Genomic DNA, 23,615 nt, shown 5'->3' with positions numbered 1-23,615 from the left:
CATTGACGGCACATTCCATCCGTGAGTAGAGCAAGAGGAAGAGACATGCATGACTATATCGACGGCCCGCGCCTGCTGGCTGACATCGGCGGCACCAATGCGCGCTTCGCGCTCGAATCCGCGCCAGGAAAAGTGCACGACACGCGTACGCTGGCGTGCGCCGAGTACTCGCGATTCGTGGACGCGGTTCGGACCTACCTGGACGGTTGCGCCGTGCCAGTCCGGCATGCCGTGGTTGCGATCGCCAATCCGGTGGATGGTGACGCCATACGCATGACGAACCATCACTGGTCGTTTTCGATAGCAGCCGCGCGCAGCGAACTACGACTGGCCACGCTGGTTGTCCTCAACGACTTCACTGCCCTGGCCATGTCGCTTCCTTTACTCGGCGAGGCCGACCTGGTCCAGGTTGGCGGCGGCGACGCGCGTCCCCGGAGCGCCATCGGGCTGGTCGGCGCCGGCACCGGGCTCGGTGTATCCGGCCTGATCCCTGCTGGAGGACGCTGGATACCCTTGGAGAGCGAGGGTGGCCATGCTGCATTTTCTCCAATGGACGAACGTGAGGCGGATGTGCTGAGGTATTGCTGGCAGCGCTATGACCATGTCTCGTCCGAGCGCTTCGTTTCGGGCCCCGGAATCGCACTGATCCGTGAGGCACTCGCCGCAAGTCGGGGATTGCCCACCGATCCTGGGCTCAGGCCGGGCGATATTGTGGCCCGGGCCTTGGCCGGTGGCGATCAACTGAGCCGAGAAGCGGTCGACTGTTTTTGCGGGATGCTCGGCACAGTTGCGGCCGACCTGGCGTTGACGTTGGGTGCCCGAGGTGGCGTCTATATCGGGGGTGGCGTCGTGCCCCGCCTGGGTAGCTACTTCGCCGGCTCACCATTCCGCGAGCGCTTCGAACGAAAGGGCCGCTTGAGTGCGTTTACTGCCCGCATCCCCACTTGGGTCATCAGCGCACCTTATCCGGCGCTGCTTGGGGCATCCGCCATCCTGGCGGACCAACTCGCGCACCCCAACAGACATAACGGTCGCCCGTAATCCCGGCGGCACCATGTTCCCGCCGCCCCAGCCTCTGCAAGGTGTGCGCGGTTACGATGGCCGTACGAGCGCCGCGCGGTATTTCCAGCCGTAGTAGCAAATGAAGGCGTAACACAGGACCGGCACGGCAAACGAGGGCTGCACGCCGAGCTTGTCGGCCACCATGCCCTGGGCAAACGGCACCAGCGCGCCGCCGACGATCCCCATGCACAGCAGGCCCGCCCCTTGCCCGGCGAGCTTGCCGAGGCCGCGCAGCGCCATGCTGAAAATGGTCGGGAACATGATCGAGTTGCAGAGCCCGACCGCAAGGATGGACCACATCGCCAGGTGCCCCCGACCCAGGACTGCGCCCAGGATGAGCAGCATGGAACACGCCCCATTGAACGCCAGCGCTTTGCCAGGGCTGATATGACGCATCGCGGCAGACCCGATGAAGCGTCCGACCATCGCCCCACCCCAGTAGAAGCTGACAAAGCGGGCCGCTTCAGCCTGGCCGAGCGACGCGATGTTCGGATCTTCCATGAAATTGATGAGGAAGCTGCCGATGCTCACCTCGCCGCCCACATACAGGAAGATGGCCACGACTCCCAGCACCAGATGACGATGCGCGAAAATGGACGACGTGCCCTGCACCGTCGCCTGCTCGTCGCCGTGGGCGATTTTCGGCAGATTGATGACGGCAAAGATCACCGCCAGCATCAACAGCAGGCCTGCCAAAAGCAGATAGGGCTGCTGGACCATCGCCGCCTGGCTTGCGCGATAGGCGACCTGGGCCTGCGCCGGCAACTGGGCCAGCTGCCGGTCGTCCAGCATGATTCCGGACAGGATCAGCAGGCCGCCGAGTGCCGGTCCGATCGTCGTACCGAGCGAATTGAAGGCCTGCGTCAGGGTCAGGCGGCTCGAAGCAGTATGCGCATCGCCGAGTACGGTGACATAGGGATTGGCCGCTACCTGGAGCGTCGTGATGCCGGCCGCCAGGACAAAGAACGCCAGCAGGAACAGCCCGTAGCCGTTCATGGCCGCCGGATAGAACAGTGCGCAGCCTACAGCCGCGCCGGCGAGCCCGACGACGACGCCACGCTGGTAACCGATACGCCTGATCAGCATCCCGGCCGGCAGCGACACGATGAAATAGGCGCCGAAGAAGCAGAATTGCACCAGCATCGCCTGTACATAGCTGAGTGTATAGACCGCTTTGAGGTGGGGAATCAGGACATCGTTCAGCGACGTGAGAAGTCCCCACATGAAGAACAGCATGGTAACGATGACAAGTGGAGCGGAAGTGCCGCCTTCAGCGCGGTCATGTGGCTGGAGCGCCTGCGTGGATGGAATGTGTTCCATGAGATCGGAAGATAACGGGTTCCAGGAGTTCGAGGAAATGGAAGTGACAATGGCTCGCCCTGATGGCGGCGAGCCATGCCTTGCGTTCAGCGGCTCATCGTGCCAACCGCAGTGTGGTCCTGGTTTGTTTGAGCGGATGTTCCCGCCCGTGCCAGGAGAACACTGCTGGCAAGGAGGCCGGTTTATCGATGACGGCGGTAAGTTTGCCGCCCTTGACCCGGTACGATACGGAAATCGGTCCGGACGGCGTCTGCACCACGGCGTCGAGCGAAGTCAATGAACCCAGATGCGGTTCGATCCTGGCCTTGGCGAACCCTGGTGCGGCCGGTCCGACACCCGCAACGATCTCGAGCAGTTCCGAGGTTGGGTGACCGGTCCACGCATGGGTATCCGAGCGCGTATCGCCGCCCTCCTCGGGCCAGGTGGAAAAGTTCAGCTTCAACAGGTCGCGCCAGGTCTGCAACATTTGCAGGTATTGGTCGCCCAGGCCCGCCTGGACGAGCGCCCGGCCCAGATACCACGAGAAGTAATAGCTGGTGGGAATGACGCCTTCCGGCGGCGTGATGCCGTTCGGCGTCGTCATGCGGCGAACGATCCCTTTGGCATCCTCAGGCTTGGCCACGCCATACATGATGGCCAGCGAGTTGGTGTGCTGCGAGAATTTTGTCAGCGATGGATCGTCGGCAAACAACTGACGTGCAGGACTCCAGCATTTTGCGCGCAGCGCTTCCGTGATTTTTACCGAGCGAGCCTCGTAGTCGCTGCCGATGCCTGCGTCGCCCAGTGCCTTTTCCATCCGCCCCATTTGCTGGAGCGCGCCAAGATAGAACAGGGTCGTGAGGCAGGACTCTTCGTTCGCGTCAAAGCTGGGGAACTGGTCACGCTGCATGCCGACCCAGTCCACGAAATTCCAGGTCGGGTTCTTCCCCAGCAGGTTCGACGAATGCATGTATTTCGCGTACCAGTCGATGATCCGACGTGCGCGAGGCAGGTTGCGCCGAACCACGTCCGCGTCCGGACGCCGCTGGTAGTAGTCATCGACCATCGCGATCCAAAGCAGGGAGAACGGGGCGATGATATTTCGTCCGCGGCTCGGATAGGCGCCTTCGGTGAGGCCGTCGCGGTCCGACCAGCCGATCATGTCGATCGCGTTGACCGCGAGTCTGTCGTCCCCCGACACTGCGTACGAGATCAGCGCCTGCAGGCGTGTATCTCCCACGTATTGCAGCTTTTCCCAATACGCCGAGTCCATGTAGGTCTCGTGGGCGTCGATGCGGGCAGTCCGCCAACCGATGTCCCAGATCTGCTTCAAGGCGGCCTCGCTCGCCTCGAATCGCGCTTTTTGCTGGAACGGATAACCCGTTTCGTAGGCCTCCATTCCTTGCAGGGTCAAGGGTGCGTCCTGGGTCTGGACATCCAGCTCCATGAAGCGCCACACGCGCCATTCGAGCGGCTCGAACGTGCGCGGCTTGCCGTCTGCGGTAAAGGTATCGAAGATGCCCTTGACGATGCAGTCACCGACCTCGTCACGTATTCCCTTCTTGCCGTTCGCGTCGTACAGCGCTTCGGCATACGACAGCTTGATGGACGCACCTTCGCCTCCTGCGACGGACAGTTTCGGGTAAGCGGCAGTCATGTAACCCTGGTCGACAAGAATCCTGGTATGAGTACGGGCGGGAATGGTGACGGCACCGGAGGGGAAGTTCTTTGCCTCCGGAAGGTCCGTTCGCACGACCTTGCCATTCTCGATCCTGCGATAGCTCATCTCGGGCAGTGGGTCGGCGGTCAGGTCCCAGCGTGCGGGATGCTTCTCGTCGGTTGCCGGGACGGCCACATGCCAGCCGGATTCCGATGCGACGGAGCCAGTTTTCCAGTCCCAGTCCGCCGCCGCCGCGTCGATCGTCTCAGGCGCCGCCGCAACGTAATACAAACCTTTGAACTGCTTGTTAATCTGCCCCATGCCCGACAACGAGCGATGGCCGCGGTCCAGTTTGACGCGCCAGCCAGGACCACTATTCAGGGAAGCGTAAGCCTCGTCTTCCGCCTTGAAATAGAAGCCGGTCCGTGAAGAGATCTGGGACATCGGACCCGACGGAATGGAATAATTCCACACCACGGCCGCAATGTCATTCTGGCCAGGGCGTAGATACGGCGCGAGGTCGATACGTTTATAGCGCCAGTGAGCCAGGTCGCTGGTCGCCGGGCCTTTGGCGACGCGCTCGCCATTGACATACAGGGTGAAGCGATTATCCGCACTGATATCGACCCACAGCGCCGTGGGTTTGGTTTGCAGCGCCAGCTTCTGCCGGAAGTGCAAAACGACCGAAGTCATGTCGCGCGCTTCCGGATCGGTAATCCACACCGGCGCGGTGACCTCGGCATGTGCAACCGGAATGGCAAGCGAGAGAACCAGGGCGCCGATCAGTGAATGGGTCTTGAAGAACCCGGACCACGTCAATAAATTTCTGACTTTTTTCAAATCTACTCTCCAATCTGGTGTTTGCCTGGGTGCGCTCCGCCAAATGCGCTTGCCGCCTGCGGGTGCCCATGCGGCAGCGCTGCCATGTCATTGTCCGGCAACGCTGCCAACCTTGCTCACATACCGAAGTCGTAGCGCAGGGTTACACCGACTCGGCGCTGTTGCGGTACGCGGGAAATAAGGTAGCCACCAGGGAGTCCACCCACATAGTTAAGCGAGCCGCTCCCCTTGTTCGAACGGTCGAACAAGTTCTGGGTCCACAGGCTGATTTCCCAACGCCGTTCCGAATCGCGCATGCCAACGTACAGGTCGACCGGGATGAACGATGGAATATTTTCGCTCGTCGGCAGGTAATAGCTGGGCGGGGTGTACCGGATCAGTCCTCGCACGAAGCCTTCATAATTGGAGATTGGGCGCGCATATTCGGACTGCAGGACCGCGTTCAGGCGTCCAGCTTCGTTTTCCGAGCTATCCGCCAGCGGGCGGCTGCTACGGCATAAGGAAATCTGGCGTCCCGGCTGCACGGCGAACCCAAGATTATCGGGCTTCCCGTCGTTATTGGTGTCATTGCAATACAGGTTGGCCTTGTCGTAGTGCGCGTCGACATAGCTCAGAGACAACTGGGCGCGCCAGTCCGGGTTGATGCGCCAGTTGGCGGTGGCTTCCAGGCCGCGGGCGATCACGTCGCCATTCGTATTGAGGTTGATGCCACCGGTGGCAGCGTCCGCAGGATAAGTGCCACCGGCGCCGGGGCCTGGCCCTTCACCCGCCACGGCGGCCGTCCTGACGTAAACGTTGTTCGCGCGACCAATATAGTTCTTTATCTTTTGCTGGAAGATGTCCGCGTTGAGCGTTACCGTCCGGTTCAGGAACGACGATTTCACGCCAAGCTCGATCGAATTGCTTTTTTCCGGCTTGTACACGATGTAATTGGGGTCCAGACCAGCTGCGGTCACGAAACCGGCTGCGCCCCCCGGACGATATCCACCCGCATAGCTGACGTAAGCCATCACGTCCTTATTAAAGGTGTGCTTGTAGCTGGCGGATCCAGTCCAGTGCTTGCTCTCCTGATTCGCAAAACCTTTCGGCAAGGATTCCGTGGTGTTTCCAAACACGTTCAGATATTGTTGCGAATACGACTCGTTCTTCTGGTGCCTGGCACCGACTTCGAGGGTGTCATTTGCGCTTAATGCGAAACGATGATCGGTGAAGAAGGCTGTGCCTTTGCCATACGTTCCGGGCGCGGTGTATCCCTCGAGCTGGATCGTCATCGGTGCGCCGTACGGCACCGGGAAAAAATATGCGAGAGGCTGCGTGAACCGCGAGGAGAACGAACTCTTCGTGTAATAGAGGCCGAACATGTAATTCCAGAAGCCGCCGTCGGTCGATTCGAATCGCACTTCGTGCGTCCGCTGCAAACCCTTGATGTTGACGAGCTGCTGGCTGACGTAGTTCTGAATGACATTCGTGATGTCCTGATCGCGATCGTCTACTTCCCTGCTCTGCTGGAAGCCACCGATATAGCTCAGCTTGTGGCCGTCGAGATTCCAGGTAACGTTCAGCGAAGTCAGCTTCGTCCGGTTATAGAAATCATAGTTTCCTTCGACCACGGAACTGCGGTCCCCCTGCGTCAAGGTGGGACCGCTGCCCTGCCCGGCCACGGGCGCGCCCGTGTTCACCGGATAATTCGTGTTTTCGTCTTTGAGTTGCTGATGCACCAACAGAACTTCGAGGTTTTTGAAGGGTTGGTAAAGGAGCGAGATGCGGCCGCCGCGTGCGCGATCGCCATTGTCGCGCCCGTTCACGACGTTATGGACATCGTTCGAGCTGCGGTCATATACCGCGGCCACACGCATGGCCAGCTTACCCTCGATGAGCGGTACGTTGACGGCTGCTTGCGTATTCCACAGTTTGTGGGATCCCCAAGTCTGGTTGATCGTACCCTCGACAGAATCGAGATTGGGCACGCGAGTCGCGACCGTGATGGCGCCGGCCGGCGAGGTCTGGCCGCGCAGCGTGCCCTGAGGACCACGCAGCACTTCGATCCGTCCTATGTCGAAGAGACTGCGGAAGGCATCGGACGTCGAAATCGGCGTTTCGTTCCAATACACCTGCACCGTCGGGCTCGCGCCCGTATCGGGGTCGAACGTCACCCCACGCAGGGAGATGTTCTGCCCGCGCCCGTCGGCGTTGTTCAAGACCAGTCCAGGGCTCAGCTTTTCCACGTCGGCGAACTGCTGGATGTTATTTTTTTGCAGCGTTTCGGACGTCAGTGCATCGACCGACATCGGCACCGACTGGATGCTTTCCCGGCGCTTGGAGGCGGTGATGACGACTTCCTGGATCTGGTTCGACTTTTGTGCCGTGGCCTGGGTGCCCGTGTCGGCAGCCGGAGCGCCTTGTTGGGCAAAAGTCGGGAATGCCATTGTCAGCGCGGCTGCGCACAGCGACAGCTTGAAGCCGGAATGCTGATTGATATCGGAACGATAGTTCATTGATTACGTCTCCTGGACCGACACGATGGACGTGACGCATCTGCGCCGTCGCTTCGCGCGGCCTTTTTTTATCTGAGTAGCGGATTGTCGGCAGTGCCGCCCAAGCATTGGGCGGCAAAGCAGGGGGGCTTAGTGCTTGAGCGCGCCCGGCGGCAACTTTGCCAGGTCGGCATCGATGGCGGCGAGGACGGCATCGGTAAATGCGTCGGGAGCGAACTGCTGGAGCGAACGGAGCGTCATGCTGCGCGCCTGCTCGATCTGGTCATCCTCGCCGATCGCCGGGATGTGCTTGACCAGGACGGCCTTTGCTGCGGGGTAGTCGAGGATGTCGCCGACCAACGAATCAACCGACAGTTTGCCCTGCGCTTGTGCGGCCTGGCCCGCCGCCGGTTGTTGACCGGTCTGGGCTTGCACCATCGCCGGGCCAGACATCAAACCAGCCAGAATGGCTGCCACCGCAAGTCTCGTAAATTGCATTGCTATCTCCGTTTCACCATTTCGAACACACGCGCAGTCAATAGTGGTGATCTACCTGAGCGCGCTTTCAGTTGTAAATCCGTGTTTCCTAGTAAAAAGGACTTGCCGACCAGTGTCAACGGGCGCAAAGAGCGCGCCCCCCGCAAACACGAAATAATCACTGGTTTGCACCGTTCCGCACATAACTTGTTGCGCCGTGATCGAACTTTGCAAAAAGTTGATTGGCCATTGATTGACACGACTTTTCGCTTTACTTAGGCTCGTGCCGAGTCGAAATCTGATCAATTGAATGACGATCAGGTCGGGGCCAATAACAAACATGGAGACATGACGGATGCGCTTAAACCGCAGGAACTTCCTTTCGTCGCTGGCTGGGCTGGCGAGCCTGGCAACATTGCCGGCTCGCGCCGCGAATACGACGCTCACCTATCAGCAGGTCTTCCAGCGGCCGCCCCGTCAGGCAAGACCCTGGGTACGCTGGTGGTGGCCCGGTGGCGTCGTGGACGACAGCGAACTGCGTCGCGAAATCAGGCTCTTGAACGCCGCCGGATTTGGCGGCGCCGAAATCCAGGCCTTCAATCCGGCGATTCCCGACCTTACCCTGCAAGAGCGCGCCCGCCTGAATGACTACGCCAATGCAGCATATTTTGAGCACCTGAAGGTCTGCACCGACGAAGCCCAGGCTCAAGGCCTGCAGATCGACACGACCTTCGGTTCGGCCTGGCCGTCGGGTGGTGGTTTCGCGATCACACCGGAACTCGCGCTGATCGAGCTGACGCCGGCCATCACGAGCGTACAAGCCCCGCTGACCGGCCCCATCCAGGTGAAGATTCCGCCCAACACACGCAAATTTGGCGCCATGTCGTCACTGGACGCAAGGGGGAAAGACCCGCGCGTCAAGGATTGGCGTGACCGCCTGGCCGCACGCCAGAAGATCGTGGCGGTCGTTGCCATCAAGAGCGCAGAGCCGGAACTGACCGACAACAAGAACTTCAGGAAAGCAGTGGTCAAGGCGTCCGGGAAGATGGACACGCCAAAAGGCATTGTCCTGACTGACAAGCTTGGCGCGGACGGGAAAATCGATTGGATCCCGCCGAGCGAGGGGACGTGGCAGATCGTCGTTTTCAAGCAATTCGTGGTCGACAGCTCCGTCATGGCAGGCGTGGGCGAAGGGCCGCAACTGGTCCTCGATCACTTTAAACGTGCCGCCTTCGAGGCGCATGCGCGCCGTATCGGCGATCCAATGGCGCCAGGCGGCGTACCGGCACGCGCCCTGCGGGCGACCTTCGTCGACAGCCTGGAACTCATGCCGGACATGTACTGGTCAGAGGACTTGCTGGCGCAGTTCCAGGCGCGCCGCGGCTATGACCTGACGCCCTACCTACCCCACCTGCTGCAACCCGGATGGATGGAAGCCTGGAACCAGCATAGCTCCCCACCCTACTTCGACGCCGGCGATACCGGGGACCGGATCCGGGCTGATTATCGCCAGACCCTGTCAGAACTGTTTATCGAAAACTTCTTGCAGCCATTCGTCGAGTGGAACCATCAACATGGCCTGCAGGCGCGCCTGCAGGCACACGGCGGCCCGAGCGATCTGTTGCAGTCGTACGGGTTGGCGGACATTCCTGAAACCGAAGACCTTGAATCCGGCGGCGATACGCACTTCATGCGCCTGGCGCGCGCCGCCGCCAACCTGTACGGTCGCAAGCTGGTCGGGTGCGAGAGCCTGTGCTGGCCCGGCAAATCGTTCGAAATCACGCCCGCACAATGGAAGGCACGCGCCAATCTGTTGATCGCGAGCGGGGCGAACGCCCTCACGATGCACGGCTTTCCCTACGCACTGCACAAAGATGCCTGGCCCGGCTGGTACCCGTTCGCGCCCAGCCCCTTCCTGGCCGGATTCAGCAGCATGATCAGCGAAGCAAATCCGCTCTGGAACGCGATCAGTGAACTGACCGGCTACATCGGCCGCCTGCAGGGCGTAATGCAGAACAGCCGCAACGTCGTTCCCGTCTCCGTCTATCTTGGCGAGATCGGCTATTTCCATGGTATCGAGCCAGCGTCCACTACGAAGCTTCTGGATGACCTGCTGGAGAGCGGATACGATTACGACCGGATCAACGACGACAGCATCCTGAAAGGCCGCGTGACGGGCCGTACCCTGCGAACGGCCGGCGGCGCCACCTATGCCGCCCTGGTCTTGCCGGCGCGTGGCAACCTGCCCGCCGCGACGGCCGCGCAACTGGCCCGCTTTGCCAAAGCCGGGCTACCGGTTATCTTTGTGGATCGCCCTCCTTCGCACGCGACAGGCTATGCCGATCACGAACGGCAGGACGGGCTCGTCAGGGAAGCCGTGCAATCCGCGCTGAACGCGGGCGCGCGCATCGTGCCAGCCGCAACGCTGCAACGATCGCTCCGTGAGGTCGGCGTTCCCGCGAACCTGACTTTCGCAGGAACCTCCTGCCTGTTCATCGAAAAGGTGCTCGACGGCCGTTCCGCATACTTCCTGCACAACCCGAAGGACGAGGCCATCAGCGTCCGTTTCACCACGCGGGCCAAAGGTTTCCCGGAATTGTGGGACGCCTCGAATGGCACACAGGCAGGGCTGCCTTTCGAGCACAAGGAGGGCGCAACGGAAACCCATCTCGACATCGCGGCCGGCGGCGCCGCGCTGGTCGTATTCACCGGGAAGCAAGCGCCGCCGACGATGGCATGGAAAGCAGTCGACGCCATCGACCTGGGCCGGCGCCAATGGACGCTGGATGTCCAGGGACATGGCCACAATGGCCGGCCGGTGAATACGCGCCTGATGCTCGACCAGTTGAAGGATTGGAGCGCCATCGACGGACTCGCCGATTTCTCGGGCCAGGCGACCTATGGCACGGAGATCATGGTCCCTGCTGCCTGGCTGGAACGAGGACACCGGGTGTGGCTCGAACTCGGCGCCGTGCATGACATGGCCACCGTCTCAGTGGCGGGCGGACCGCAGCAGACCCTGATCGCCGCGCCTTTCGATGCCAACATCACGTCTCTGCTTCGCCCTGGGCTGAACAAGCTGGAAATCCGGGTCTTCAACAGCCCGAACAACGCGATGATCGATCCAAAGAAGGCGGGCCTGAAGAACCTGAAACAACAACCGGCCGGCTTGCTCGGTCCAGTACATCTCGTACGCAAACAAAGAAAGGCGGGAATGTGATTTACCCAAACATGAAGCGCCGGCTGATTTCGGCCGGCGTGCTGTGCCTGCTCGGCCAGGCATCGATAGGCCAGGCCCAGACCAACAATGTCGAGGCACGTGCTGCATCGATCGTCTCGCAAATGACGCTCGATGAGCAGATGAGCCTGTTGAGGAGTATGTTCCCGGCCTTCCAGAGGAAGAACGTGCCGGCGGACGCCATCATCGGCGCCGGCTATATCCCCGGCATCGAGCGCGTCGGCATGCCATCGCTGCGCGAGTCGGACGCCGGGATGGGCGTCGCGAACCTTCTCAATAAACGGACCGACGATGTCGCCACCTCGCTGCCCTCGGGTCTCGCTGTTGCGGCGACCTGGGATACGCAGCTGGCTTACCAGGGCGGCGCAATGATCGGCTCGGAGGCCCGTGCCAAGGGCTTCAACGTGCTCCTGGCCGGCGGCGCGAACCTGGTGCGTGACGGCCGCAATGGCCGGAATTTTGAATATGCCGGCGAAGACCCGTTGCTGTCGGGGGTGATTGCCGGGCATTCGATCGCCGGCGTGCAGAGCAATCACATCATGTCGACCGTGAAGCACTTCGCGATGAACGATCAGGAGACCGGACGCAATGTGTTGAACGCAAAGATCGGTGAAGCCGCAATGCGGGAATCGGATCTGCTGGCGTTCCAGATTGCGATCGAGATCGGAAAGCCCGCTGCGGTCATGTGCGCCTACAATCGCGTCAATGGCGTGTACGCCTGCGAAAACGAATTCCTGCTGAACCGCGTGCTGAAAGGCGACTGGAAATATCCGGGCTGGGTGCAGTCCGACTGGGGTTCAGTACACAGCGGTGCGAAAGCGGCGCTGGCCGGCCTGGACCACCAGTCCGGCTACATTCTGGACGCGAAGCCGTATTTCGGCGAACTGCTCAAGAACGCCGTCGCCAGCGGCGAAGTGCCGGCTGAACGCATCCGCGACATGGCCATGCGCATCGTGCGCAGTGCGGTAGCGACCGGATTGCTCGACCATCCGGTTGTGCCGACTGCCCAAGCGATCGACTACGCGGCGAACGACGCCATCAGCGAACGTGCCTCCACGGCCGGCATCGTGCTGCTCAAGAATGCCAGGGACCTGCTGCCGATCGCGAACCGCGTCAAGTCGATCGCGGTGATCGGCGGCCATGCGGACATCGGCGTGCTGTCGGGTGGCGGCTCGTCGCAGGTTCGTCCGGTCGGCGGGCCAGCACTGGAGATCAAGCCAGCGGGCACTGCATCGGCGTTTGCGCGCATCACCTACCTGCCATCGTCGCCAATGAAAGCGCTGCAGCAGCGCTTTCCGAAAGCGAAGATCACGTATGCAAGCGGCGATGACGTCAACGCCGCTGTCGAACTGGCCAAGGGAGCGGAACTGACCCTCGTGTTCGCAGATCAGTGGACCACCGAGAGCGAAGACGTCGCTAACCTGAGCCTGCCCGGCAAGCAGAATGAGCTGATCGAGGCCGTCGCAGCGGCCAACCAGCGTACCGTGGTCGTGCTTGAAACGGGCGGGCCGGTGCTGATGCCGTGGAAAGACAAGGTGGGCGCGATCATGGAAGCCTGGTATCCGGGTTCCGCTGGTGGCAAGGCGATCGCCAGCGTGCTGGCAGGCGACGTCGATGCGTCCGGCCGCCTGCCGGTGACGTTCCCGGCGAGCGAAGAACAACTTCCGCGCCCGACCATTCCCGGCCTGGCGGCAAAAACCAATGCCAAGGGCGAAGTGACGTATGGCCTGGCGGCGGGCATGAAGGAATTCGATGTGGACTATGACATCGAGGGGTCGGACGTCGGCTACCGGTGGTTCCAGCGCCAGCAAATCAAGCCGCTGTACCCGTTTGGCTTCGGACTCTCCTATACCAGGTTCAGCTATGAAAAACCGAGCTTCGGCGGCGAGGACGGCTTGACGCTCACGTTCACGGTCAAGAATGTCGGGCGCCGGGCCGGTACCGACACGCCCCAGGTTTATGCTTCGGTCCCGACCCGGGATGGCAAGACGATCTCCCGTTTGGCCGGGTGGGGCCGCGTGACCTTGAAACCGGGCGAGTCGCGCACCGTGAAGGTTCACCTCGAGCCGCGTGTTCTGGCGAATTTCGATACCGCTGCGCAGAAATGGAAAGTCGCGGAGGGAAGCTATAAGGTTGCGATCGCACGCTCGGTAAATGATGCAGTACTGGACGTCAAGTTGAACCTGAAGGCGCAAACCCTGGCGCCTTGAGGCAGAGTCCAGGTCGCTGGATTGCCGGCGGCCTGGCGACTGCTGCATCGTGCGGCGCAGCAGTCAGCCGGCGGAGACGCAGTCGGCTTCCATACCCGCCAACAAGAGATTGACGATACGTTTTGACGCGACTTCATTGGAAGCGATGTCGTGACTTTCTGCCGATTCGACGGACACAGGGTTAGGGAAGTCGACGCGCGGCTCATAACGCTGCATTGCGGATCTAGAGACCAATGGGAAATTTAGACCGACCTACAATGCCACATAGCGTGTTACTGACGTGGATCAGCATAAATGCGCTGATCCACCGATATGCTGGAGGCGAGGATGGGAGTCGAACCCATCTACACGGCTTTGCAGGCCGCTGCATAACCGCATCGCCACCGCAATTCAGCCACTGACTGCGTGCCTTGATCACGCGTAAATTAGTTCTGAGCCGAAGATTTATACGGTAATCCCCCCGTTTTTAGAGCGAGCTAGAAGTAGAGGTTAAGCGGCGAGGGCAAGTTTCTGTTTTGGTGTGATGCCGCCGAGTGCCATGTTGGGCCGGTCGTGATTGTAGGTCCACAGCCAGCGAGTGGCAAATTCCTGGATCTCGTCGAGCGTTTCAAAAAGATGGTGCGCCAGCCAATCGTAGCGCACGGTCCTGTTGTAACGCTCGACGTAAGCGTTTTGCTGAGGCTGTCCTGGCTGAATGAAATCGATGCGGATTCCGCGTCTGGCGGCCCAGGCCAACGTCACGGCGCTGATGTACTCTGGGCCATTGTCGCAGCGGATCGCGTTCGGTTTGCCACGCCAGTCGATAATCCGGTCCAGCGATCTGATGACACGTTCGGACGGCAGCGAGAAATCGACCTCGATGCCCAAGCCTTCCCGATTGAAATCATCGATGACGTTGAACAGGCGGATGCTGCGTCCGTCGGCAAGTTGGTCATGCATGAAGTCCATCGACCAACTCTGGTTGATCGTGGTCGGCACGGCCAATGGCAGCGGCCTCTCGCGCACCAGGCGGTGGCGCGGCTTGATCCGTAGGTTCAGCTCGAGCTCCCGATAAATCCGGTAGACCCTTTTATGGTTCCATTTGAAGTCTTTGACGTTGCGTAGGTACAGGAAGCACAACCCGAAGCCCCAGTTGCGCTGGTTGTTTGTCAGCCGTACCAGCCAGTCAGCAATCACATTGTTTTCCGCGTCCAGCTTGGCCTTGTACCGGTAGCAGGTCTGGCTGATGCCAAATGCCCGGCATGCCAGGTTAATCGTGGCTGACCGCTGTGCCACGGCCCACTGCGCCATCTCTCGCCGCTGAGATGGCGCTACCACTTTTTTGTCAGCGCCTCGGCGACGATCTCGGCCTTGAGACGTTCCTCGGCGTACATCTTCTTCAGGCGCCGATTCTCGTCTTCCAGCTCCTTCATGCGTGCCATCAGCGACGCGTCCATGCCGCCGTACTTGGCGCGCCATTTATAGAACGTGGCGTTGCTGATGCCGTGCTCGCGGCACAGCTCCGGTACAGGGCTGCCGGCTTCGGCTTGCTTCAGGATGGCGATGATCTGGCTGTCGGTAAAGCGGGACGTCTTCATGTAGAGCTTTCTGTCTTAAGTAGAAAATTCTACTTCCAAACGCGCTCTTTTTGCGGGGGGATTACCGGTCGACAAACTTGCTGCCCGAGTCGGCACACATGACCGATTCCCCGATCAGATCGCTAATTTCGCGCGCCGCCGTAGCTGAACGCTGGGCAAGGTTGTGCACCTCGGCGGCCACGACGGCGAATCCCCGTCCGTGCTCACCGGCACGCGCCGCTTCCACCGCCGCATTGAGCGCGAGGATGTTCGTCTGAAAGGCAATGCCGTAGATGACACCGGTAATGTCCTTGATGGGGTGCGACGACACCTTGATCGCTTCCATTGTGCGTATCACCTGTGCGCTCACCTCGCCCGCCCGCTGTGCGACATCCGATGCGGACCCCGCAAGCACATCGGCATGCCAGGCCTGCTCGCCGCTGTCCTTGACCAGCGCGACGAACTGCGTCATTGCCGAGGTGGTGAGGTCAAGCGCGCGGCGTTGCTCTTCCGTGCCCATCAGCAGATCGCGGCTGCTCTGCGCGATGCCCGCCGAGATGCCGGCAATCTTGTCGGCGTTGCCGCGCACGTTGCCGACCAGGGCGGCAAGGTTCTCGCGCATCGTTTTCATTGCGAAAAGCAGGCTAGACTTGTCTCCCCGCGCCAGATCGACTTTGCCGGCCAGGTTGCCGGCGGCGGTCTGCCCTGCGATACCGGCAGCGTAGATGGGCTCGCCACCCAGCTCCCGCAACAGGTGACGCGTGAGCGCGAATGACACCGCCAGGCCTACCAGCACTGCGAATCCTCCAATCCCCAACATCAAAGCGCGTGCGCGCAGGTAACCCTGTAGCGCCTCGTCGGCAGCCAGCCTGCTCTCTCGCTGCTCCAGTTCGATCAGCTGTCTTAGAGCCGCCATCCAATGGGTTTGTGCGGGCAGCAGGTTCTCGACCAGCAGCGTGTAGATCTGATCGTTCTCGGCGGCGAAGGCCAACCCCGTCGTCTTCGCGATCCACGGCTGGGCCGCCTGCACGTATAGGCCAATCTGCTTCAGCAATGCTTTCTCCTGCGCGGACGCCGGTAATGCGGTGACCAGGCGCTCCAGGTGACGCTCCGCCTGATAATACTTGGCGGACTGCGCGTCAATGTTGTCCGCTTTCGGCTGCAGGTAAGACAGGCCACCGATCAAGGCCATGTTGCGCAACGCGATCATGCGTTCGAACACCGTCTCGCGCATTGTGCTGGCCAGTTGCGTCTTCACGTTGTTCACGCTCGTGATGTCATCGATGCGCTTCTGCATGCGTTCCATGTGCTGCAAGCCCAGCATAGCGATGGCGATGAGCAGGACCAGCATGAGCGCGAATCCCAGGCGCGGGCGCGTACCGATCTTCATGACTCCCCTCCCTTGAAGAACGCTACGCCGCTGCGCAGAGTGGCGAGGGCTGCACCGATTTACGGCCCGGCAGCAGGAAATACGCTAGTGCGGGCAGCAAGATCAAGGCGCCGAGCATGTTCCAGACGAACATAAACGCCAGCAAGATACCCATGTCTGCCTGGAACTGGATGGGCGACCACGCCCAGGTTGCCACGGCGAGCGCAAGGGTCAGGCCAGTGAGCAGCACGACACGTCCGGTGAATTGTAAGGCATGGTGATAGGCATCGGACAGCGTGTCGCCCGCTTTCAGGCGCGCCAGCATGACCGACAGCACGTACAGCGCATAGTCCACGCCGATGCCCACGCCGAGCGCGATGACCGGTAGCGTGGCCACTTTCACTCCCATCCCCAGCCATACCATCAACGCTTCACACAGGATCGATGTGACGACCAGAGGCAGTACAGCGCACACGACGGCGCGCCAGGAGCGGAACGTGAAGAAACACAACAGGATCACGGCGCCGTACACCCACAGCAGCATTTCGCGCATGGCCTTTTTGACGACGATGTTGGTCGCCGCGTCGATGCCGGCACTGCCGGCCGCGAGCATGAACCGCTCTCCGTCGCTGTTGTTGGCGGCGATGAAACGCTCGGTTTCGTCCACCACCCTTGTAAGAGTTTCGGCCTTGTGATCCTTCAGGTAGACGTACAGGGAGAGGAACGAGCACCCCTGGTTGAACAGCTCGCGCGGCGCACGCGTCTGCACGCCGCCAAGCGCCGCGTCGTTCGGAATCAGCTCATACCATTTCAGGTTGCCTTCATTATAGCCGATCATCGATATCTTGGACAGCGCGGCCATGGAATTGGTCGCCTCCACGCCCGGGAGCTGCTCGAGCCGCCATGCGAGTTCGTCCACCTTGGCCAGGTTGGCGTAGCGAGTACACTGGTCCTCAGGCGTCGACATCATCACCGTAAATATATCGGCGCTGGCCGCATAGTGGCGGGCCATGAAATCGTTGTCGAGGTTGTATCGCGAATCGGCACGCAGTTCCGGCGCCCCCGGATCGAGATCGCCGATCTTCAGGTGCAGGCTCACCATGTAACCCGCCACGCTGATGGCGGTGCCGACCACGATGGCCGCGATCGCAGGGCCGCGCCGCGTGAAATGATCGAGTTGGCGCCACAGCCAGGCACGCTGGCCAGCCGTTCCCTCGGTTTCGACCTGGAGGCTGCGGATCGCCGCGCGGCGGCTCACACCGACATACGACAGCAGAATGGGCAGCAGTACCAAGTTGGTAAAGATCAGGACGGCGACGCCGATGCTGGCCACCGCGGCCAGGTCCTGGATCACCTGAATCTTGATCAGCGCCAGCACGGCGAACCCGACCGCGTCGCACAACAGCGCCATCATGCCCGCCACAAACAGACGGCGGAAGGTGTAGCGTGCGGCGACCGCCCGGTGCGTGCCGCGTCCCACGTCCTGCATGATGCCGTTCATTTTTTGCGCGCCGTGGCTCATGCCGATCGCGAAGACCAGGAATGGCACGAGGATCGAATACGGGTCCAGCTCATAGCCGGCAAGCGCGAGCAGGCCACATTGCCAGACCACGGCGATGAGTGAGCACATGACCACCAGGGCGGTGCTGCGCACGCAGCGCGTGTAGCCGTACAGCACCGCACTGCAGATGCCGATAGCGATGGCAAAGAACGCCAGCACCTGGGTCATGCCCTCGATCAGGTCACCCATCACCTTCGCGAACCCGGTGATATGGATGCGCACCGACGGACTCTGGTACTTGGCGCGAAGCGCTTCCAGGTGCCGACCCAGATCGCCGTAATCCAGGGCGTGGCCGCTCTGTGGATTCTTGTCGAGCAGCGGTACCACGATGATGCTCGATTTAAAATCGGCCGCCACCAATTGTCCGATTTCGCCCGAGCGTTCGACGTTGGTCCTGACCGCCGCGAGGGCGCCGGGACTGCCGTCATAGCTGTCGCCGATCACGACATTGCCGTCAAGCCCATCTTCGGTCACGGCCACCCAGCGTGTGTTGCTGGTCCAGAGCGACTTCATGAACGGACGGTCGACTCCTGGGAGCAAATATATGTTGTCGTTAAGCTTTTGCAGGGTAGCCAGGTAATTCTTGTCGAAAATCGAGGCGCCCGTCGTCTCCACCGCCACGCGGATCGCGTTGCCCTGGCCAGCCAGGTTACCCTTGTTGGCGACATAGTTGACGATGTAAGGATGACTGGTCGGGACAGTCTTCTCGAAGCTCGCGTTCAATCGGAGATGCGTGGCCTGCCAACCGAGGAATGCGCTCAGTAACACGCATAATAGGACGATCCAGGGCCGGTTGTTGAACAGCAGCCGCTCCGGCAGCGAACCGGAGGACGTGTCGAAGTCTTCGAGGCGGGCGACCACCGGCTGGTGGTCGAGCGTGGTATCAGTATGCATGATGCTGTTGCCTTAAAGTTTTGGTTGGCGCCGTACGCCGCGCAACGTAGCCACGATCAGGCCGCCGTCGGGCGCGGCCGCAAGCCCCGCGGCGGGCGCCTGTTCTCGTGTCGGGCGTTTTTGAAAGCTCGCGCCACCGTCGCGGCTGACGAGAACGTCCCCGGTCTGGGCCAACAGCACGAGGCTACCGTCGTCGCGCTCGATTCCCGCGCTGACGGAGGCGCTTACGCCACTGTCGATCTTGACCCAGTGAGCGCCGCGGTCGGGCGTGCGAAATACGTTGCCGCGCAGGCCATAGGCGAGCAACGTTCCCGACCGGGTCAGCAGCAGGCCGAAGAAGGTGCCCTTGTACGGCGAGGGTAATGCCTCGAACGTGGCGCCACCATCGGAGGAGTGCATCAGCAGACCCTGCTCGCCAGCGATGTAGACATCCTTGCCAGCGACACGCACCGCCGTCAGGTGCAAGCCCTTCGGATTGGGCAGCCGCGCGGATAGGGGAGTCCACGTCCGGCCGCCATCGCTGGTCATGAACGCCAGGTTGTAGGCGCCGACCGCGAATCCGTGCTGGCTGTCGGCGAAGTCGATATCGAAGAAGGGCTTGTCCGGTCCTTCCGCGACTAGCTGGCTGGCGATGCGTTCGGCGCGGTCATTGCCCTCGGCGCGCAAGCTGGCAGCCTGCAGGGCCGCAGCCCGGACACCGTCGAGCTGTAGCGTCCAGGTGAGGCCGCCGTCCCCGGTCGTCAGGATAGTGCCAAGATGGCCGACGGCCCATCCCGTCCGAGCGTCGACGAACCGGATCGCGGTAAGGCTTGTCTGCACCGGCACTTTAGCCTGATGCCAGCTCGCCCCGGCGTCATCGGACAGCAGCACGATGCCGCGTTCGCCGCCGACGACCATACGCTGTCCGGCGCGCGCCACCGCGAGGGCCGCCGCCGTCGTGGCCTTGTTGCTGCCGAGCGCGCCGTTACGCAATACGGCGGGCACGGGCGATGCGGATGGCGCCGCCGCTGCGGCCAGTACCGCCGCAAATCCCAGCACGGCGCTTCCGGTAAGCAGTGCGCGTTTCATCAGCGCGTACCTTCGTTGGCCAGCGCCTCGGGGCTGAAATCAGCCGGCGCCAGCGCCGGCACGGCCGGCTTGTACTGCGTCGGCATCTCGTTGGTGGCCATATTTAGGTAATACGCGCCTGTGCGCAGGTCATAACCGCCCCATTCGGTCTGGCCGATCAGAGCCGGGATATCCGGTGCCAGCAGCGTGAGCGTGAAGTTCGTCCTTACGAGCTCATTGTTAGCGTCCCAGCCGTCGATCAGGATGATCTGCCAGGTGTCCTCGTCGACGTAGTACCTGCGCTTGGGTACGACGTGACGCTTGCCGGTCGCCAGGGCTGCCTCGACGACCCAGACGCGATGCAGTTCCCAGCGCACGAGCGAGGGATTGAGGCTCTTCGGCTGGAGCAGGTCTGCGATCTTGGCCGCGTCCGCGCGGTTGTTATTGTAGGGAATGTAGACTTCCTTCTTGCCCACCAGCTTGAGCTCGTATTTGTCGAGCGGACCGAACAGCATGAACGCCTCGTCGACGAGCCCGATGCCGGACGTTACCGCATCCGGCGTGTCGTAGGCCACGGACGGGCCCTTGCGCACGCGCCGTTGCCCGACCAAGTACTGCCACAGCCCGCGCGCGTTATTCGAATTGATCGACGCGTGCTCCATGATCGACTCGCCCGCTTTCGAACCGGGATCGGTGGCATAGAATTTGGAGTAGTTGTAGTATCCCTTGAACGTGGCTGGGCTGCCGTGCGGATCGTAATAAGGGCGGTGGATACGCTCGATGCCGGCCGACGCCAGCGAACGCTTCCCGTCCGACGTCACGACCCAGGCGCTGGAATTGCTCACGATGGAGTAACCGATCCAGGCCAGGCGATGGTTCTGGATCACTTCATAGCCGTCCTTCGGCAACGGAAACGGGATGCCGCCATACACGCCGTCGACACCCTGTCCGCCATCGACCAGCTTCGCCCGCGTGGCGTTCTTAAACGTGTTCTCGTACACCCATTGCGGCGCTGCGGCGCTGCGATGGGTCGGATACACGTCGATGCGGTAGTCGGGATACTTCTTCATGAGCGCCTTCACACCGTCGGTCAGCTTGTCGGCGTACTTGTCCATGTTCTTGACGTCGATCGAATACAGGACCTTTTCGCTCGCGAACAGATCGGGGCGCGGGTCACCGGACTTGTAGCCGGCCGGCACCTTGGTGGCACCGCCGTCCCACGCGGGAATGCTGCCGTCCTTGTTACCGGCCCGTTCACCGCCGAGCGGCGTCAAGGTGGTCTTGAGCTTGGTGGCTTCGTCGGCCGTTACCGCGGCAAACGACAATGGGGTTGCCAGGACAGTGATCAGGGTGATGAGGAAGGTAATGTTCTTCATGTCGAAACTCCGATAATTTCGAAAGCATTTAAAAAGTGCGGGACACGCTGAAAGACACGAAACCTCGGTCCTTGAGCGTCTGGGCGAAGGTAAGCTGACGCGGCCCGGCACTGCCCGGAACCAGCGTTTCGGTGAGCGTCCCGGCGGCACCGAAGTAATCGGTATAGGCCAGCGAGAAATTCCACTGGTTCTGGTAAGTGCCCTTGAAACCGATGCTGTAGTCGCCGCCGTCCGACACGCCGCCGGCGAACTTGAACATGGCGGACGAGCGCCCTCCGAAGTTGTAGCCCACAGCGATGGGGACCGATACGTCCAGCCCCGGCAGGACCTGGAAATATTGGGGTTCGAAGATCGTGCGGAAAGCCCAGGCATCCTTGGTGGTGTTGGCCGCAAGTCCACCGTTGACGCCGGTCGCTCCCAGTGTCGGCGCGAAGATGTCGCGCGTGACCTTCATCGTACGGTTCCACGCCAGTTCTCCCAGCATGGCCCCGCCCTGCCAAAGGGCCGTCGGCTGCAGGACGTAAATGCCGGACAGGTTCAGGTGAGCCGTGCGCCCGACGGCATAGCAAGGATTGCTGTCGGACGTCCCGCAACCGGTGACCGCGCCGCCAGGCACCAGCACTGCCGGATTACTGGTCAGTGGCGCGTTGTCCCGCATGGAGCCTTCCAGTGCCCAGTTGAGTTGTCCGATCGACGAGTTCACACTCATCCCAACCGTGCGCACGTCTTCGGCGTAGGCAAGGTGCACGTTGCCGTTCACGAAATCGAACACCGGAGCCGCCGGAGTTTTCTCGTGATACTGCGCGGCATAGAAACCGAACTCGTAGTTGCTGCCTGCCGGATTCCACTTCAGTTGCACGCCGCCCTGACCGGAGTTGCGCGGCAGGTGCTCCTTGTTGTTAAGGTAAGGCAGGTTGACGGGCTTGCCGCTGGCGTCGACGCCGAAGTTGACGAACCCGGTATCAGGCAAGACGTCGCTATCCGAAAAATAGCTGCCGACGCCAGGCAGGCGGCTGGGACGCCACTTGAACTGGTAGTACGCACCGAGCTGTACACCTTCGCTAACCTGCAGCGAGCCCGAGACCTGCTCGACCGGCAGCAGGACCTCCTTGAACTGCCAAGCCGGCACCGACAGAATCTTAGAAATGTTCACCGGTCCCTGTGCGTTGGCGATACCGTTCTGTCCGAAGAACAAGCTTTCTCCCCACTGCAACGAATGCTTACCCAGGCGTACCGTGCCTTGCATGCCGCCGACTTCACCTTTGGCGTATACGAATGCGTCCAACACTTCGGCACCCCGGCCATGTTGATAGCGGGTGGAAGGCAGGAACTCGTTGGGCGCCTGGCCGGGCTTGTTGTTGGCGGTCGAGATTACGGTTGGTGTGGGATTCCCGCCCACGAATACCTGCGTGCCCGAGTAATCATTACGGCGCAGGTAGACGCTGTCGTACCAGCCCGTCCCGCTCACGCGGGCACCGAAATTTTTCGCCGTGACGTCGAATTCCGCCAACAGGTCGAAACGGCTTGAAATCAGGCCTTTGCGAAAATTGTGGTCACCGTCGTCTTCGTTGGCGACATTGGGGTCGCCGGCAAAATCCAGCCGGGTCAGTGCCGCTGACGGATCCTTCACGCGGTATGCCGAGCTGTATTTCGGCGTCAGGTCCAGCCTGACCTTGAGGTCGGGATCCGACGTCTTGAAGTCGACCGCATAGGCGTTGGGGAGCGTGAGCGCTACGGCGAGCGCGAGTGTTTTACGAGGAATAGGCATGCAAGTCTCCGTGCGCCTGTCGTGGACGGCACAAAATATGTAATTGTCTAAATGGATGGACTACGAACCGCTGCCGGTCAGCTAGGGTGGCTGCGGATCCGGCGCCTCCGCTCGTGGCGGGCCGCCTACTTGGATCGGAATCGTCGTCACGGGAACAGCCATGGTTCGAGCGCGCTGCGGCGCTGTTCGTAACAACGGATCGCTTCATCCTGCTGCAGCGTGAGCGAAATGTCGTCCAGCGCGTCGAGCAGCCGCCGCTTGTTGAACCCGTCGATCTCGAAGCGGATGACTTCACCTCCTGGCGTGAAGACCATCTGGCTGACCAGATCAATGGCGAGCGCGTAGCCTGGGGTCGCCTCAACGTCCCTGAACAGTCGGTCGACGACTTGTTCGTCGAGCGGGATCGGCAACAGGCCGTTCTTGAAGCAGTTTGCGTAGAAAATGCTGGCGAAGCTGGGAGCGATCACGGCCCGGATGCCGTAATCGGACAACGCCCAGAGCGCGTGCTCACGGCTCGATCCGCAACCGAAGTTTTCCCTGGCGAGCAGAATTTGCGCGTCCCGGTAGCGGGACTGGTTGAGCACGAACGCCGGATCAGGTGCCCTGCCCTGCTTGCCCGGGTAACCGGGATCTAGGTAGCGCCATTCGTCGAACAAGTTGGCGCCGAATCCCGAGCGGGCGATCGACTTCATGAACTGCTTCGGGATGATGGCATCTGTGTCGACATCCGGTCGGTCGAGCGGCATCACGCACGAGGTAAATGGGATGAACGATTGCATGGCGG

At 61.4% G+C, this 23,615-nt stretch carries 14 protein-coding genes; 3 read left to right on the top strand and 11 right to left on the bottom strand.

Annotated features, from left to right (window positions below; translation table 11 throughout):
- The first annotated feature begins 45 nt into the window (after positions 1-45).
- Positions 46-1,041: a glucokinase gene (locus ACEN98_RS14890; RefSeq protein WP_413385569.1), complete on the top strand. Its 996-nt coding sequence runs from the start codon at positions 46-48 to the stop codon at positions 1,039-1,041.
- A gap of 51 nt (positions 1,042-1,092) precedes the next feature.
- Here the strand turns inward: ACEN98_RS14890 and fucP are convergent, their stop codons facing one another.
- From fucP to ACEN98_RS14870, 4 genes are all read right to left on the bottom strand, one after another.
- Entirely contained in the window at positions 1,093-2,382 is a 1,290-nt protein-coding gene (gene fucP / locus ACEN98_RS14885) for an L-fucose:H+ symporter permease (protein WP_413385568.1), read from the bottom strand.
- Positions 2,383-2,476: 94 nt separating this feature from the next.
- Entirely contained in the window at positions 2,477-4,861 is a 2,385-nt protein-coding gene (locus ACEN98_RS14880; RefSeq protein WP_413385567.1) for an alpha-L-rhamnosidase C-terminal domain-containing protein, read from the bottom strand.
- 116 nt (positions 4,862-4,977) lie between these two features.
- Complete coding sequence (locus tag ACEN98_RS14875) at positions 4,978-7,356, bottom strand: TonB-dependent receptor (RefSeq protein WP_413385566.1); 2,379 nt, start codon at positions 7,354-7,356, stop codon at positions 4,978-4,980.
- 129 nt (positions 7,357-7,485) lie between these two features.
- Positions 7,486-7,812 (bottom strand): hypothetical protein, encoded by a 327-nt coding sequence (locus tag ACEN98_RS14870; protein WP_413385564.1) that lies wholly within the window; start codon positions 7,810-7,812, stop codon positions 7,486-7,488.
- A gap of 355 nt (positions 7,813-8,167) precedes the next feature.
- Here ACEN98_RS14870 and ACEN98_RS14865 point away from each other — a divergent pair, with 355 nt between their 5' ends.
- Positions 8,168-11,032 (top strand): glycosyl hydrolase, encoded by a 2,865-nt coding sequence (locus ACEN98_RS14865; protein ID WP_413385563.1) that lies wholly within the window; start codon positions 8,168-8,170, stop codon positions 11,030-11,032.
- An 11-nt stretch (positions 11,033-11,043) separates the two neighbouring features.
- Complete coding sequence (locus ACEN98_RS14860; RefSeq protein ID WP_413385562.1) at positions 11,044-13,260, top strand: beta-glucosidase; 2,217 nt, start codon at positions 11,044-11,046, stop codon at positions 13,258-13,260.
- Between the two features lie 489 nt (positions 13,261-13,749).
- On the opposite strand, the gene ACEN98_RS14855 is transcribed toward ACEN98_RS14860, so the two are convergent.
- From ACEN98_RS14855 to leuD, 7 genes are all read right to left on the bottom strand, one after another.
- A protein-coding gene (locus tag ACEN98_RS14855) for an IS3 family transposase (protein ID WP_413385469.1) occupies positions 13,750-14,837 on the bottom strand; the annotation gives its coding sequence in 2 pieces (ribosomal slippage) (positions 13,750-14,585 and positions 14,585-14,837; 1,089 coding nt in all).
- 61 nt (positions 14,838-14,898) lie between these two features.
- Positions 14,899-16,206 carry a methyl-accepting chemotaxis protein gene (locus tag ACEN98_RS14850; RefSeq protein WP_413385561.1) on the bottom strand — a complete coding sequence of 436 codons (1,308 nt, stop codon included), beginning with the start codon at positions 16,204-16,206 and terminating at the stop codon, positions 14,899-14,901.
- A gap of 22 nt (positions 16,207-16,228) precedes the next feature.
- Positions 16,229-18,640, bottom strand: a complete 2,412-nt coding sequence (locus ACEN98_RS14845; RefSeq protein ID WP_413385560.1) for an efflux RND transporter permease subunit — start codon at positions 18,638-18,640, stop codon at positions 16,229-16,231.
- 12 nt (positions 18,641-18,652) lie between these two features.
- Complete coding sequence (locus ACEN98_RS14840) at positions 18,653-19,708, bottom strand: WD40/YVTN/BNR-like repeat-containing protein (protein WP_413385559.1); 1,056 nt, start codon at positions 19,706-19,708, stop codon at positions 18,653-18,655.
- A complete protein-coding gene (locus ACEN98_RS14835; RefSeq protein WP_413385557.1) occupies positions 19,708-21,063 on the bottom strand; it encodes a DUF1329 domain-containing protein in 1,356 nt (451 codons plus the stop codon). The genes ACEN98_RS14840 and ACEN98_RS14835 overlap by 1 nt, the downstream gene beginning before the upstream one ends.
- A gap of 28 nt (positions 21,064-21,091) precedes the next feature.
- Entirely contained in the window at positions 21,092-22,831 is a 1,740-nt protein-coding gene (locus tag ACEN98_RS14830; protein ID WP_413385555.1) for a DUF1302 domain-containing protein, read from the bottom strand.
- A 146-nt stretch (positions 22,832-22,977) separates the two neighbouring features.
- Positions 22,978-23,610 carry a 3-isopropylmalate dehydratase small subunit gene (gene leuD, locus ACEN98_RS14825; RefSeq protein WP_413385554.1) on the bottom strand — a complete coding sequence of 211 codons (633 nt, stop codon included), beginning with the start codon at positions 23,608-23,610 and terminating at the stop codon, positions 22,978-22,980.
- Positions 23,611-23,615 lie beyond the last annotated feature (5 nt).

Source organism: Massilia sp. CT11-137, from assembly GCF_047302885.1.
GTDB lineage: Bacteria > Pseudomonadota > Gammaproteobacteria > Burkholderiales > Burkholderiaceae_D > Telluria > Telluria orientalis.
This window is presented reverse-complemented; position numbering and strand designations above follow the sequence as displayed.

Bases quoted from the DNA above. Each gene is read 5' to 3' on its own strand.
- ACEN98_RS14890 (WP_413385569.1), top strand. From the start codon at position 46: ATGCATGACTATATCGACGGCCCGCGCCTGCTGGCTGACATCGGCGGC.
- fucP (WP_413385568.1), bottom strand. From the start codon at position 2,382: ATGGAACACATTCCATCCACGCAGGCGCTCCAGCCACATGACCGCGCT.
- ACEN98_RS14875 (WP_413385566.1), bottom strand. From the start codon at position 7,356: ATGAACTATCGTTCCGATATCAATCAGCATTCCGGCTTCAAGCTGTCG.
- ACEN98_RS14865 (WP_413385563.1), top strand. From the start codon at position 8,168: ATGCGCTTAAACCGCAGGAACTTCCTTTCGTCGCTGGCTGGGCTGGCG.
- ACEN98_RS14860 (WP_413385562.1), top strand. From the start codon at position 11,044: ATGAAGCGCCGGCTGATTTCGGCCGGCGTGCTGTGCCTGCTCGGCCAG.
- ACEN98_RS14850 (WP_413385561.1), bottom strand. From the start codon at position 16,206: ATGAAGATCGGTACGCGCCCGCGCCTGGGATTCGCGCTCATGCTGGTC.
- ACEN98_RS14845 (WP_413385560.1), bottom strand. From the start codon at position 18,640: ATGCATACTGATACCACGCTCGACCACCAGCCGGTGGTCGCCCGCCTC.
- ACEN98_RS14840 (WP_413385559.1), bottom strand. From the start codon at position 19,708: ATGAAACGCGCACTGCTTACCGGAAGCGCCGTGCTGGGATTTGCGGCG.
- ACEN98_RS14835 (WP_413385557.1), bottom strand. From the start codon at position 21,063: ATGAAGAACATTACCTTCCTCATCACCCTGATCACTGTCCTGGCAACC.
- ACEN98_RS14830 (WP_413385555.1), bottom strand. From the start codon at position 22,831: ATGCCTATTCCTCGTAAAACACTCGCGCTCGCCGTAGCGCTCACGCTC.
- leuD (WP_413385554.1), bottom strand. From the start codon at position 23,610: ATGCAATCGTTCATCCCATTTACCTCGTGCGTGATGCCGCTCGACCGA.